Source organism: Desulfosediminicola sp., from assembly GCF_048381775.1.
Classification (GTDB): domain Bacteria; phylum Desulfobacterota; class Desulfobulbia; order Desulfobulbales; family Desulfocapsaceae; genus Desulfopila; species Desulfopila ganghwensis.
In genome coordinates, this window is the sequence record NZ_JBLXGE010000002.1 from 446,940 (window position 1) to 459,282 (window position 12,343).

The 12,343-nt window shown below is 50.4% G+C and carries 15 protein-coding genes; 14 read left to right on the top strand and 1 reads right to left on the bottom strand.

Annotated elements, in window-relative coordinates:
- Nucleotides 1–48 precede the first annotated feature (48 nt).
- The 11 genes from nifH to ACN5NT_RS04955 all read left to right on the top strand — a co-directional run bounded on the left by nifH (nt 49) and on the right by ACN5NT_RS04955 (nt 8,892).
- Nucleotides 49–876 carry a nitrogenase iron protein gene (nifH, locus tag ACN5NT_RS04905; RefSeq protein WP_136795459.1) on the top strand — a complete coding sequence of 276 codons (828 nt, stop codon included), beginning with the start codon at nt 49–51 and terminating at the stop codon, nt 874–876.
- A 92-nt stretch (nt 877–968) separates the two neighbouring features.
- Nucleotides 969–1,316, top strand: a complete 348-nt coding sequence (locus ACN5NT_RS04910; protein WP_136795460.1) for a P-II family nitrogen regulator — start codon at nt 969–971, stop codon at nt 1,314–1,316.
- Entirely contained in the window at nt 1,313–1,687 is a 375-nt protein-coding gene (locus ACN5NT_RS04915; RefSeq protein WP_136795461.1) for a P-II family nitrogen regulator, read from the top strand. The genes ACN5NT_RS04910 and ACN5NT_RS04915 overlap by 4 nt, the downstream gene beginning before the upstream one ends.
- Before the next feature lie 87 nt (nt 1,688–1,774).
- Nucleotides 1,775–3,412 (top strand): nitrogenase molybdenum-iron protein alpha chain, encoded by a 1,638-nt coding sequence (nifD, locus tag ACN5NT_RS04920; protein WP_136795462.1) that lies wholly within the window; start codon nt 1,775–1,777, stop codon nt 3,410–3,412.
- A 160-nt stretch (nt 3,413–3,572) separates the two neighbouring features.
- Nucleotides 3,573–4,946: a nitrogenase molybdenum-iron protein subunit beta gene (nifK, locus tag ACN5NT_RS04925; protein ID WP_136795463.1), complete on the top strand. Its 1,374-nt coding sequence runs from the start codon at nt 3,573–3,575 to the stop codon at nt 4,944–4,946.
- A gap of 125 nt (nt 4,947–5,071) precedes the next feature.
- A complete protein-coding gene (locus tag ACN5NT_RS04930) occupies nt 5,072–6,229 on the top strand; it encodes a NifB/NifX family molybdenum-iron cluster-binding protein (RefSeq protein ID WP_419174677.1) in 1,158 nt (385 codons plus the stop codon).
- Between the two features lie 69 nt (nt 6,230–6,298).
- Nucleotides 6,299–6,601: a (2Fe-2S) ferredoxin domain-containing protein gene (locus ACN5NT_RS04935; protein ID WP_136795544.1), complete on the top strand. Its 303-nt coding sequence runs from the start codon at nt 6,299–6,301 to the stop codon at nt 6,599–6,601.
- Nucleotides 6,602–6,605: 4 nt separating this feature from the next.
- Nucleotides 6,606–7,064 carry an N-acetyltransferase family protein gene (locus ACN5NT_RS04940; protein ID WP_419174678.1) on the top strand — a complete coding sequence of 153 codons (459 nt, stop codon included), beginning with the start codon at nt 6,606–6,608 and terminating at the stop codon, nt 7,062–7,064.
- 62 nt (nt 7,065–7,126) lie between these two features.
- Entirely contained in the window at nt 7,127–7,573 is a 447-nt protein-coding gene (locus ACN5NT_RS04945; RefSeq protein ID WP_136795466.1) for a hypothetical protein, read from the top strand.
- Nucleotides 7,574–7,652: 79 nt separating this feature from the next.
- The gene (locus tag ACN5NT_RS04950) at nt 7,653–8,000 is read left to right on the top strand and encodes a hypothetical protein (protein ID WP_419174679.1); all 348 of its coding nucleotides are present in this window, start codon (nt 7,653–7,655) and stop codon (nt 7,998–8,000) included.
- Nucleotides 8,001–8,223: 223 nt separating this feature from the next.
- Nucleotides 8,224–8,892 carry a 7-cyano-7-deazaguanine/7-aminomethyl-7-deazaguanine transporter gene (locus ACN5NT_RS04955; protein WP_419174680.1) on the top strand — a complete coding sequence of 223 codons (669 nt, stop codon included), beginning with the start codon at nt 8,224–8,226 and terminating at the stop codon, nt 8,890–8,892.
- A 43-nt stretch (nt 8,893–8,935) separates the two neighbouring features.
- Here ACN5NT_RS04955 and ACN5NT_RS04960 read toward each other — a convergent pair whose 3' ends face one another.
- Nucleotides 8,936–9,130 carry a hypothetical protein gene (locus ACN5NT_RS04960; protein WP_419174681.1) on the bottom strand — a complete coding sequence of 65 codons (195 nt, stop codon included), beginning with the start codon at nt 9,128–9,130 and terminating at the stop codon, nt 8,936–8,938.
- A 92-nt stretch (nt 9,131–9,222) separates the two neighbouring features.
- On the opposite strand from ACN5NT_RS04960, the gene ACN5NT_RS04965 reads away from it, so the two are divergent.
- The 3 genes from ACN5NT_RS04965 to ACN5NT_RS04975 all read left to right on the top strand — a co-directional run bounded on the left by ACN5NT_RS04965 (nt 9,223) and on the right by ACN5NT_RS04975 (nt 12,281).
- Entirely contained in the window at nt 9,223–9,777 is a 555-nt protein-coding gene (locus tag ACN5NT_RS04965) for a CDP-alcohol phosphatidyltransferase family protein (RefSeq protein WP_419174682.1), read from the top strand.
- Nucleotides 9,778–9,868: 91 nt separating this feature from the next.
- The gene (locus ACN5NT_RS04970) at nt 9,869–11,263 is read left to right on the top strand and encodes a CDP-archaeol synthase (protein ID WP_419174683.1); all 1,395 of its coding nucleotides are present in this window, start codon (nt 9,869–9,871) and stop codon (nt 11,261–11,263) included.
- Between the two features lie 256 nt (nt 11,264–11,519).
- Nucleotides 11,520–12,281 carry a TSUP family transporter gene (locus ACN5NT_RS04975; RefSeq protein ID WP_419174684.1) on the top strand — a complete coding sequence of 254 codons (762 nt, stop codon included), beginning with the start codon at nt 11,520–11,522 and terminating at the stop codon, nt 12,279–12,281.
- Nucleotides 12,282–12,343: the final 62 nt, after the last annotated feature.

A 12,343-nucleotide genomic window follows, 5' to 3' on the forward strand; every position in this document is an offset into this window, starting at 1 on the left:
AAAAACCCAGGTACTTAAACAGGTACCTCAGCTCGAAAGGAGATCACCATGCGCAAAGTGGCAATCTACGGAAAAGGCGGAATCGGAAAATCAACCACAACCCAGAACACAGTTGCCGGCCTCGGAGAAATGGGCCGCAAAGTCATGGTCGTCGGCTGTGACCCTAAGGCAGACTCTACCCGTTTACTTCTCGGCGGCCTGGCCCAGAAATCCGTTCTCGACACCTTGCGCGAAGAAGGCGAGGACGTTGAACTGGATGATATCAGAAAAGCCAGTTTTGGTGGCTCATGGTCAGTCGAATCCGGCGGGCCGGAGCCAGGCGTTGGTTGTGCAGGGCGAGGTATCATTACCTCCATCAACATGCTTGAGTCCCTGGGTGCCTACGATGAGAAGGAAGGACTTGACTACGCGTTCTACGATGTACTTGGCGACGTTGTCTGTGGTGGTTTTGCAATGCCTATCCGAGACGGTAAGGCTGAAGAGATCTACATCGTCTGCTCCGGTGAGATGATGGCCATGTATGCCGCCAACAATATCTGCAAAGGTATCGTCAAGTATGCCCAGTCAGGCGGTGTTCGCCTGGGTGGCCTGATCTGCAACTCAAGAAACGTCGACAATGAAAAAGAGATGATCGAAGAGCTCGCAAAAAAGCTCGGCACCCAGATGATTTATTTCGTGCCACGTGACAACGATGTACAGCGCGCTGAGATCAACAGAAAGACCGTCATCGAGTGGAACCCAGAAGCCAAACAGGCCGACGAATACCGCGGACTGGCCGAGGCTATCGATACAAACGATATGTTCGTTATCCCTACACCGCTTGAAATCGAAGAGCTTGAGCAGCTGCTCCTGGACTTTGGCTTACTGGAAGCGTAACCGAATTTTATTTTATGCAATTAGTGCTGAACGAATCTCCACATTCCCTGATTCATTCAGCGCACAGCACAGACTTGAAGGAGAAATATACCATGATGATCATGATTCGGGCCATCGTTCGACCGGAAAAAGCTGACGACGTACTTGCCGCATTAATGGATGCCGGTTTCCCCGCAGTTACCAAGTATTCCGTTGCCGGGCGCGGTAAGCAGCGAGGCATCAAGATCGGTGAAGTCACCTATGACGAGATCCCCAAAACCATGCTGGTGAGTGTTGTTAAAGCGCAGGACAAGGACTTCATCATCAGCACCATTATGAGCGCTGCCCGTTCCGGCACCAAGGGTGCTTTTGGAGACGGCAAGATCTTCGTGACCGATGTTGAAGATGTATACACCATCAGCTCCGGCATAAAAGAGCCTACAGAGGAGGTGACCGCATGAAAGAGGTAATCGCGGTTGTTCGTATGAATATGATGAACCGCACCAAGGCAGCTCTCTCTGATGCTGGTATAGCAGCATATTTTGCCCACGAAGCCCAGGGACGCGGCATGGGTTTCATCAACCCGAAACTGCTTGAAGGCGTAGAGCAAGGATATGAAGAGGCCGCAGCACTGCTTGGTGAGAAAGGCAAGCTTTACCCGAAACGCATGGTAACAGCGGTAATAGAGGATGATCAGGTGGACGAGGTGGTTGAAGCCATCATCAAAGTCAATCAGACCGGTAAACCCGGCGATGGCAAGATCTTCGTCCTGCCGGTTGCAGATGCAGTACGTGTTCGAACCGGAGAATCCGGCTTGAAATCTATCACGTAACGTAAGCCCATCAGCAGACTGCAGCAAATTTCAACCAACAACAACAGGGAACGATGGTTATCCGCCGTTCTCTGCCAGGAGATACAAATGGGTAAAGCACAGAAAGCCGTTCAGTGGGATCCCACTGACATAAAACAAAAACTCCTTGAAAAGTATCCGCCCAAGGTTGCCAGAAAACGTGCCAAGCAGATACTTATCAACGAAGCACAGGAAAACACCACGCCGGAGATTACCGCCAACGTGCGAACCATTCCGGGTATCATCACTATGCGTGGCTGCACCTACGCCGGCTGTAAGGGCGTTATCATGGGCCCCACCAGCGACATCGTCAATCTGGTCCATGGACCGATCGGCTGCAGCTTCTACGCCTGGCTGACCAGACGAAACCAGAGCGATGCCTCAGGCCATGAGAACGCCAACTTCATCAACTACTGCATGTCCACGGACATGCAGGACTCAGACATCATCTTTGGCGGTGAAAAGAAGCTGGAACTTGCCATTCAGGAGGCATATGACACTTTTCACCCCAAGGCTATCGCAATTTTCGCAACCTGCCCTGTGGGTCTGATCGGTGACGATATTCATGCGGTTGCAAGGAAGATGAAAGAGAAGTTTGGAGACTGTAACGTTTTTGCCTTCAGTTGCGAAGGGTATAAAGGTGTTTCACAGTCCGCCGGCCACCATATCGCCAACAACCAGGTATTTACTCATCTGGTCGGCAAGAGCGAACAGGAAAAGACCGATAAATACAAGATCAACCTCCTGGGCGAGTACAACATCGGCGGTGACGGCTTCGAAATCGACAGAATTTTGAAAAAATGCGGCATCACCAATATCGCCACGTTCTCCGGTAACTCCACCTACGACCAGTTCGCTTCAGCCAACCAGGCTGACCTGAGTTGCGTCATGTGTCACCGCTCCATCAACTATGTGGCGGACATGCTGGAGACCAAATACGGCATCCCCTGGATTAAGGTGAATTTTATCGGCGCCGAGGCGACCGCGAAATCTCTCAGGAAAATTGGCGCCTATTTCGCCGACCAGGAGTTGGTTGACAAAATCGAAGAGGTTATCGCTGAAGAGATGCCAAGCGTAAAAGCCATCTGTGAGGATGTTCTGCCACGCACCACCGGCAAGACCGCCATGCTGTTCGTCGGTGGATCGCGCGCCCATCATTACCAGGAACTGTTCAGTGAGATGGGCATGAAGACGCTCTCTGCCGGTTACGAGTTCGCCCATCGCGATGACTATGAAGGCCGGGAAGTCATTCCCAACCTGAAAGTTGATGCAGACAGCCGTAACATTGAAGAGATCGAAGTCTCGGCAGATCCCGAACTCTTTAAACCACGTAAGAGTGAAGAAGAGTTGAAAGCGCTTGAAAAATCCGGTTTTGAGTTCAAGGAATATGAAGGCCTTATCCCCGATATGGACAAGGACACCTTGATCATTGATGATCTCAACCAGTATGAGGCCGAAAAACTCGTAGAGCTGTTGAAACCGGATATTTTCTGTGCAGGCATCAAGGAGAAGTTCTCCATCCAGAAGCTTGGAATTCCGATGAAGCAGCTGCACAGCTATGACTCCGGCGGGCCATACGCAGGTTTCAAAGGGGCGATAAATTTCTATCAGGAAATCGACCGCCTCGTTACCAGCAAGGTCTGGAGCTACATGAAGGCTCCCTGGGAAGAGAATCCAGAGCTGTCTGCTACTTACGTCTGGGAATAATAGAAAAATTGTCTTTTCGTCCAATCTCTTCGTTGTGCTGATGAATTTTATCCTCGACATATAAGGCATATGTCTGCGGTAAAATTCCTCAGCACGCCTCGACCTTGAACGAAAATCCTAATTTTTCGTGGAACTAAGAGAATCACGAATAGGTACTCACATGTTACTACGACATACACCAAAAGAAGTTACAGAGCGTAAGGCTCTGACAATCAATCCGGCAAAGACCTGCCAGCCGATTGGTGCCATGTATGCAGCACTCGGCATTAAGGGCTGCTTGCCGCATAGTCACGGTTCCCAGGGCTGTTGTGCCTACCATAGATCTACCCTGACCAGGCATTATAAAGAGCCGATCTCAGCCGCAACAAGTTCCTTTACCGAGGGTGCATCAGTTTTTGGTGGCCAGGCGAACCTGCTGCAGGCTATCAATAATATCTTTACCGTTTACGAGCCTGAAGTAATCGCAGTTCACACCACCTGCCTCTCTGAAACCATTGGTGACGACCTGCCGCAGATCTTCGACAAGGCGATCAAGGAGAAAAAGGTTCCGGAAGGCAAGACGGTTCTGGGTGCTCCCACCCCAAGTTATGTCGGCTCACATGTAACCGGCTTTTCCAACATGGTCAAAGCCATGGCGGCTCTTGCCCGGAAAAGCGAAAACAGAAACGGCAAGGTCAATATCATCCCGGGCTGGGTAGAGCCATGCGACATGGAAGAAATCAAGCGTCTCGCGGCCATGATGGATGTAAAGATCAACATGTTCCCGGACACTTCCGGAGTCCTGAACGGTCCACTCAATGGCGAGTACCACATGTTCCCTGATGGTGGTACCCCGATTGAGGACATCAAGAGCAGCGGTGATGCAAGCGGTACTCTCGCCCTCGGCGAATGGTGCTCTGCCGATGCGGCACGGACCCTCGACTCCAAATGCAAGGTTCCCTGTTCCGTACTTGATATGCCGTTCGGCCTGCAGGCAACAGATCGTTTCATCGATGCTTTGAGAAAAATCGCCGGCACCTCTGTGGCCGAAGAGGTTTCTGCTGAACGTGGTCAGCTGGTCGATATGATTTCTGATATGCACCAGTATTTCTATCACAAGAAAGTAGCGATTTTCGGTGACCCTGATCAGTTGATCTCCATGGTTGAGTTCCTGGTCGCCATCGATATGTGCCCTATTCACATCGTAACAGGTACACCCGGCAAGAAATTCGAGCGCCGTATTAAAGAGATTACCAAGGACGTCCCGTATGAAGTGAATGTCAAGGCTGCCGGAGATATGTTCCTGCTCCACCAGTGGATTAAGAACGAGCCTGTCGATCTGCTGATCGGTAACACCTATGGCAAATATATGGCCCGGGACGAAGACATCCCCTTTATCCGCTGGGGCTTTCCTATCCTCGACCGCCAGGGGCATCAGTACTTCCCGACTGTCGGATACAAGGGCGGTATCAGGATGCTTGAAAAAATTCTTGGAGTACTTCTCGACCGGATGGATCGCGATAATCCGGAGGAGAAGTTCGAACTCGTCTACTAGGGGACGGGAACACCGTTGATCCAGACTTCGCTGCATACGAACACAGGCCTCTCGCTCAAAATCGCATGCAGCGATTCAACAACAGGCGAATTGATCACCATATCCAGCAGAAAAGGAAAAAGAACATGGGCAGAAACGAACAAGCTGGCGCCGGGAAACTTCCCGATTGCAAACATACGGCACCTAACCCCGGCATAGTTCAGCTCACCGTCGCACCACGGGTCAATCACCGAATCCGTTTTTCACCGCTCAACGGCAAAAATCAATCACTGATTATGCCACAGGCCGCAGTGGAAAAAATCCGGGAGCTGGAACAGGTAGGCTCCAGGATTGATGGAGTACTGATCTACGGACCGGGTGATCCTCTGGCCGAAATCGAACTTCCCCTTGAGACGGTACGATTAATCAGGCAACAGCACCCTGATCTGCCGATTAGTATTCGTACGCTGGGTATCGGAGGCCTGCAACACGCTGACAAGCTTGGCAAGGCAGGGGTAACCGAGGTTGAAGTTCTGGTGGATGCCGTCGAGCCAGCGGTTATGGAAAAAATCTACGCCTGGGTCCGACCTGGCTTCAAAACCCTGAAGCTCTCTGAGGCAACAGCAACATTGGCCAGAGAACAGTCCCATGCCATACAGGCCTTCCAGGACGCTGGCTTAAAGATTCGCATCGTCTCGACCCTCTATCCCATGGTCAATGACGATCAATTTGAATTGCTGGCCAAAAAAATGGCAGAGCTTGGTGCTGACGAGATGGTACTCCATCCGTATGCACCCGAAATCGAGGCCGATATAAGCCTTCCGCAACCCAGCCCGGAGCTCATGGCCACCGTTGTCGGCAAAATCGCCAACATCCTCCCGGCCATAGAGGGCAGACCCGCAGTGATAGAGACAGCAGGTTGTAACGAAGCAGCCAACAATCTGCCAAAACCCAAAGAGGACCGGCCCAACATAGCAGTGGTCAGCTCAAACGGCATGGAGGTGGATCTGCATCTTGGCCAGGCACCACAACTGCTTATCTACGGGCCCAGGGAAGATGGCTTGAAATGCTTACTTGAGTGCCGACCGGCACCGCAGCCGGGAGAAGGAAAAGAGCGCTGGGACATCCTCGCCGGCACCATCCCTGACTGTTTTGCCCTGCTTGCGGCAAGCGCAGGAGATCGACCACGAAGAGTTCTGGACCGGCACGGCATCAACGTGCTTATTACCCATGACAATATCGAAGGCAGTGTCGATTTGCTCTATGGCGGCGAACGCAAAAAAGGCTGCAGCAAGAAAGCGTAAAAGGTTGGACGTTGGACGTTGGACGTTGGAAGAGTAAATAATCATATTACTTTTAAAAAGGATTACATAATGGCAACACCGGAAAAACAAATACTTGTTTGTCAGAGTTTCAGATTAAAAGGTGACCCGAAAGGAATCTGCCACAAGCAGACTGATGGCTTTCTTCAATACATTGAGGAGGAAATCCTCGACCGTGGCCTCGATATGCAGGTCGTTGCGACCGGTTGCCTGAAACAATGCGAGTCTGGGCCTGTGATGGTGGTCCAGCCGGAGAACTGGTGGTTCAAAGGTGTGGACAGCGAGGAAGCTATCGACACCATACTCGACTCCATCGAAGATGGTGAGCCGGCAGCAGAATATCTGATTTCCTGAGCGCATGACCAGAAGCCAGGCAACAATACGGCCCGCCGAAACCAGAGATGTCGAGACAATGGCAGCTCTTTTAGCAGAACTGTTTGATGTGGAAGAGGACTTTCAGGGTGATGCAAAACGACAACTCAAAGGTCTCGGAATGCTGCTTGAATCAGATCAGGCCATTGTTCTGGTCGCCGAGGTACAAGGGGAAGTCGTTGGAATGTGCACCGGCCAGACCCTGATTTCCACAGCCGAAGGCGGGCCGGCCCTGCTGGTGGAAGATGTAGTTATAGACCAAAAGTTCAGGCAAAGAGGTATTGGCAGACAACTGCTTGAATCCATAGCAGACAAGGCGGGCCGCCACTCCATATCACGCCTGCAGTTACTTGCCGATCGCAACAACAGTGCAGCGCTGGACTTTTATCGCAAGACAGGCTGGAACTCTACCGATCTCATCTGTCTGAGAAGTCGCGTTCCATAGCTTGATCCCTAAAAAATAGTCTCTCAGCTTGCCGTTTTTATTGGTTTTACCAGGAGGACTCCATGCAAACAACTCTCATCCAGCCCAAAGAGCTCATTGTCTCCATTGACGACTGGCAGGATTACCTCAGGGATGGGCAACAGTTTCTGAGCACAGCCGTCGGCGCTTTCAGCAAAAAGCGAAAGGCATTTACCTCAGAGGCACTGTATAACATCACAGCCATGGCCATTGAAAAGCTGATAATGGGCTTTCTCATGAAAAATGGTGACCTGGCAGAAAACCACACCATGACAGATCTTGCCGCCGCACTTGAACGACATACCGGACCACTGCCGGATCTCCATAAAAAACTGCTCTTTCTCGACAGCTTCCAGGATATCTGCGACCCGGATGAATACCAGTACGTAGTCCCCGACGAACACCAGGTTTCGGTCATCCTGGATATTGGCCTTGAAGTTCAGCAGCTTATTTTGCCGCTGGTGCAGCAAAACCGGACCAAACCGTCATAAAACAGTTTTGCCGACACCAGAGAACTCTTTTAAAATTATCACGCACCTCATTTGCGACCACATAAACACCATGATGAGCATGAATCCCGAAACCCATCCCGAAACCGCAACCGCAGTCCCATATCGTCCACTTGGCTTGATAAAACAACTGCTCGAACACATGAATCTTGAAGCCACCCACATGTACGAAGACCTCATCTTCGTTGAGCACAACGCTTTTCTGCTGCAGATGGGCGAAAAAGGGGAAGAACTCTACGTCTGGTTCAATAGCGATTCAGTCCCTGAAGATCGACCGGAGATTCTCACCAGACTCGCAGAACCAGCTGGGTGGCTCTCGCTCAAACCCATAGTCAAAGGCATGTTCAGCATGCAGCAAAACGATCAGGATGAATCCTTTCAGCTGGAATTCCTCAGCCAGTCGTCATAACCCGAATACCGTTGCTGTCAAATCAGCTTCATTTCGGATAAAATAGCAGAGTAGCGAAAAAACACTTGTTGCCTGATAATTTCTCGTTATAGTGTCTGTCTCTATCGACGGCATTCATTCGATAGCAAAATAATTGTGAAATTCATCCGGCGACAGAGAGGTTACGCCGGATCTGTTATAAAATCGGGTTCCCTCACCCCGACCAAAAAAAAAGGACTCTTCAATGCTTGTTCTTTCTGCTGCGCAGACTAAGCGCGCCCTGGTTATTCTTGTAAGTTTTCATATTTTCATCATCGCCGCGAGCAACTATCTGGTACAGCTGCCATTCCAACTATTCGGCTTCCATACCACCTGGGGCGCATTCAGCTTTCCGTTTGTCTACCTGGCAACCGACCTTACTGTGCGTATCTTCGGGGCCAGTGAAGCACGGAAGATTATTTTCGGGGCAATGATTCCGGCCCTGATTCTGTCGTATCTGGTATCCGTGCTCTTTTTTGAAGGGGCTTATCAAGGAGCGGCCGGGCTTGCTGAGTTCAATCTTTTTGTTTTTCGCATCGCTTTCGCCAGCTTCACCGCCTATGCCCTTGGTCAACTGGTGGACATTAGAGTTTTCTCCAGGTTGCGCCAGAATAAGCGCTGGTGGGTTGCGCCGGCTGCCTCGACAGTTCTTGGCAACCTTCTTGATACAGTGATTTTTTTCTCAGTCGCCTTTTATGCCAGCACCGATGCTTTCATGGCCACCCACTGGCCGGAGATCGCCGCGGTGGATTACGCCTTTAAGCTGTTCATCAGCCTTCTGCTTTTTCTGCCAGCCTATGGAATTCTGCTGAGAATCATCACTGACAGAATCCTTATTCAACCGTTTAAAAGTGGTGCTCTTGCAGGACAATAAGCCCCGCCCTGCCAAGTCATCCTGTTGTACCTGAAGAGCTAGGTCAGTGATTGTCCGACAAGCACTGACCTGGCCTGGATTTTCCTTTTTCTCTTGCGGTAATATGTTCTTTTTTGCCTGTACCTGCCACCAGCATTTTTCGCGAACTCCAGACCTGCGCCCCCTTCCACTTTCCATGCATTTTCATATTGTTAATATGTATTCTCGACAGTTTTAAAGCATCAAGTGTATACTGCATGAATAATCCTGGATTTCTCAGCGATCTTTTCCGAATGGAAACTACGCTGTAAAAGATTTTTCAGCCCTGAAACAGTATTATGCAATTGTGATATGATACGGTTAAAGCCAGTTATACCTAGCTTACTCTCTGCACTTCGCCTGGTTATTGCCCTGATTTTTCCGGCAGTTCCTGAAAAATATTGGCTGTGGCTGGTCGTCTTTGCAGCTATCAGCGACGTGCTCGATGGCTGGCTTGCGCGTAAATGGCAGGTTATCAGCTGGCAAGGTGCTCTGGTCGACGCAATTGCCGACAAGTTTTTCGTGCTGACAGTTCTGTTTGTCTTTACACTTTCAGACAGATTTGCAGTGTATTGGATTCCCCTCGTCCTGGCTCGCGACTTGCTGGTCGCGGCTACTGCCGGTTTTCTGGCTACCAGGGGGTTATGGGCAGAATTCAAAAATACCAGGTCACGCCCGACAGGTAAAATCGCCACAGGTGGTCAATTCATCCTGTTCGTTATCATTCTGGCAGCGCCGACACAAATACTTTCCGGTTTGATACTAGCCTCCACTTGCAGCATTGTTGCAGCTTTTGATTATGGCCTGCTCTTTTGTAAATTTCTCTCAACCAGACATTCGGCAACACCGAAGAACAATACAGCATAAAGTTACTTTACCTGCTTAAGCACTCAACCTTGATTGCAACCCTCTGTCCTGTTGCTACTCCCCGACAGCGGCACACATTCAGGAGCGGGCGATGTTTGAAACACTCAGGCTTGTTCTCTTTCTTCTCATCGTAAACGCCTTACCACCGCTGATCGCCCTCCTCTCAAAAGGTCGTTTTTCGCAACCTCTGGACTACGGCAAAACATGGTTGGACGGTAAAAGAATTTTCGGCAGAAATAAAACCATCCGCGGAATTCTGGCCGGCATTATTGGCGGCACCCTCCTCTTTCCTCTTCTTGGCCAGCCAATTTCAATCGCCTTTACAGCCGCGCTTCTGGCCATGCTCGGCGATCTCTCCTCCTCGTTCATCAAGCGAAGGATGGCCTTGCCAAGCGGCAGTGAGGTGGCTTTTCTCGATCAGCTGTTTGAATCACTGTTTCCAACAATCTACCTGGCCTCAGTGATACCATTCGGGTTCTTCAAAGCTGCCGCCATCCTGCTCCTGTTTGTTACAGTCGCCTATCTCAGTTCCCGTATCTGGTCCATTTTGACCGTTGCCGACATACCGGAAGATTATCCCCGTACAGTATCCTCCGCCGTTCGCTACAAGGAATGGAAATCATGCCACACGCCCTATGCCCGCTACCATGTCTGGTTCAACCTGACCAATATTCTCTCTGACCAGATCCTGTTGACATTCTTTTTTAAAGCGACAGGCCTGTATGGGCTTGGCGAAAAAAATGCCAGATCCCTCAGGATTGAGGAGAAAATCTATTTTTTCGAATCACTCCCTGAAGAGTTCAACGGTTTTAGAATCGCTTTTCTGACAGATCTTCATCTGGACGGAATGGAGGGAATAGCAGATCTCATAAAACAACAGCTCGATACCGTTGATTTCGATCTCCTCCTGATCGGTGGCGACATACGAATGAAAACGTATGGTTCAATACAACCAGCAATTACAGAACTTCAATCACTGATGGAGGCTGTTGACGCGCCATACGGGACCTTTGGCGTACTCGGCAATCACGATTGCCTGGAGATGCTCCCGGAGATGGAAGATGCCCGGGTAATCATGCTGGTCAACGACTCAGCGCCAATCACCAAAGGCGACTCCACCATCTGGATTGCCGGAGTCGATGACCCGCACTACTACAATCTGGCCGCCCCAGACAAGGCGGTGGAAAATATCCCCGATAATGGCTTTATCATCTTTCTCTCCCATTCCCCGGAACCCTATATACAAGCCTCGTTTACCGGCGCCAGACTCTTCCTGTGCGGTCACACCCATGGCGGCCAGATCTGCCTGAAAGAAGGAAAACCGATAATCACCAACAGCCGCGCTCCGCGATTCACTGCCAGTGGGCCCTGGCACTACCAGGGTATGCATGGATATACCAGCAGAGGTGTCGGTACATCAAGTATCCCTGTTCGCTTTAACTGCCCTGCCGAAATTGTGGTGATAACTCTGGACAAATCGACTTAGTCGTTGGATAACATAAGTTTTTTTGCCTTTGTGCTTCACTGCACATTTTCCTTAGCGTGTAGGCAAAGAAAGCTATGCAAAAGTCTATAAACGGGCTATTAACTCGTCATGCCCTTGCTGCAAATCAATACCAGCTGTCCGAAGAGTTCTCAACGGCCTTCCAGGTCGCCAGTTCTTCTCTTGGGTCACATAACCATCAACCGGCATTTCTCATTATCATGAAAATTCCGGGCTCATCTCTTTTCTAATACCGCCCATGGAACTCTTTGGATACCCAGCAGAAATCGTAATTTTTCTTTTCTTCATAGCTGCAATTGCAGGCATGATTGACACTCTGGCCGGGGGCGGCGGGCTTATTGCCTTACCTGCACTCATCATGAGTGGTGTGCCGCCTCTTTACGCCCTTGGAACCAACAAACTTCAAGGTTCTGTCGGTACGGCGACAGCGAGCCTCATGATGTTTCGTAAGCGCAGAGTCAACTGGCATGATGTCAAATGGCTGATGCTCTCCGCCCTTATCGGCTCAACCATGGGCACCATCGCCCTCCAGTTTATTAACACTGAAGTGCTTACCTTCGTGGTACCGATAGTACTATTCTGCATTGCCGTTTACTTCCTGATTTCGCCAACTCCAAGACAAGACAAGGGCGAGGCCAAGATATCGAACCGTCTTTACCGAAACTGTATTGTGCCGGCAATCGGTTGGTACGACGGCATGTTCGGCCCCGGAACCGGCTCCTTTTTTGCTATGGCAGGTGTATCTTTACGGGGTCACGGCCTGATAGACGCCACCGCCATAGCCAAAACACTCAATTTTTCGACAAACATCGCCTCTCTGATCGTATTTCTTTTCGCGGGAAAAGTCGTCTGGCTGCTGGGGGCCATCATGATGACAGGGCAGATGCTCGGAGCCTGGGCCGGCTCGCATATCCTTTTTAAAATCAATCCTGCCTACCTGCGCGTGCTGGTAGTCATCATGTGTACCGGTATGTTGTTGAAATACTTTTTCTCAGTATAGGCAAACCAGTATTTCGATCCCGTTCCCTTCACATATACACGGCTGGCACAACAGATCCCCTG

What these genes read in the sequence shown, in the direction of transcription:
- nifH (WP_136795459.1), top strand. Translation starts at nt 49, where the DNA reads ATGCGCAAAGTGGCAATCTACGGAAAAGGCGGAATCGGAAAATCAACC.
- ACN5NT_RS04910 (WP_136795460.1), top strand. Translation starts at nt 969, where the DNA reads ATGATGATCATGATTCGGGCCATCGTTCGACCGGAAAAAGCTGACGAC.
- ACN5NT_RS04915 (WP_136795461.1), top strand. Translation starts at nt 1,313, where the DNA reads ATGAAAGAGGTAATCGCGGTTGTTCGTATGAATATGATGAACCGCACC.
- nifD (WP_136795462.1), top strand. Translation starts at nt 1,775, where the DNA reads ATGGGTAAAGCACAGAAAGCCGTTCAGTGGGATCCCACTGACATAAAA.
- nifK (WP_136795463.1), top strand. Translation starts at nt 3,573, where the DNA reads ATGTTACTACGACATACACCAAAAGAAGTTACAGAGCGTAAGGCTCTG.
- ACN5NT_RS04930 (WP_419174677.1), top strand. Translation starts at nt 5,072, where the DNA reads ATGGGCAGAAACGAACAAGCTGGCGCCGGGAAACTTCCCGATTGCAAA.
- ACN5NT_RS04935 (WP_136795544.1), top strand. Translation starts at nt 6,299, where the DNA reads ATGGCAACACCGGAAAAACAAATACTTGTTTGTCAGAGTTTCAGATTA.
- ACN5NT_RS04940 (WP_419174678.1), top strand. Translation starts at nt 6,606, where the DNA reads ATGACCAGAAGCCAGGCAACAATACGGCCCGCCGAAACCAGAGATGTC.
- ACN5NT_RS04945 (WP_136795466.1), top strand. Translation starts at nt 7,127, where the DNA reads ATGCAAACAACTCTCATCCAGCCCAAAGAGCTCATTGTCTCCATTGAC.
- ACN5NT_RS04950 (WP_419174679.1), top strand. Translation starts at nt 7,653, where the DNA reads ATGAATCCCGAAACCCATCCCGAAACCGCAACCGCAGTCCCATATCGT.
- ACN5NT_RS04955 (WP_419174680.1), top strand. Translation starts at nt 8,224, where the DNA reads ATGCTTGTTCTTTCTGCTGCGCAGACTAAGCGCGCCCTGGTTATTCTT.
- ACN5NT_RS04960 (WP_419174681.1), bottom strand. Translation starts at nt 9,130, where the DNA reads ATGCAGTATACACTTGATGCTTTAAAACTGTCGAGAATACATATTAAC.
- ACN5NT_RS04965 (WP_419174682.1), top strand. Translation starts at nt 9,223, where the DNA reads ATGATACGGTTAAAGCCAGTTATACCTAGCTTACTCTCTGCACTTCGC.
- ACN5NT_RS04970 (WP_419174683.1), top strand. Translation starts at nt 9,869, where the DNA reads ATGTTTGAAACACTCAGGCTTGTTCTCTTTCTTCTCATCGTAAACGCC.
- ACN5NT_RS04975 (WP_419174684.1), top strand. Translation starts at nt 11,520, where the DNA reads ATGGAACTCTTTGGATACCCAGCAGAAATCGTAATTTTTCTTTTCTTC.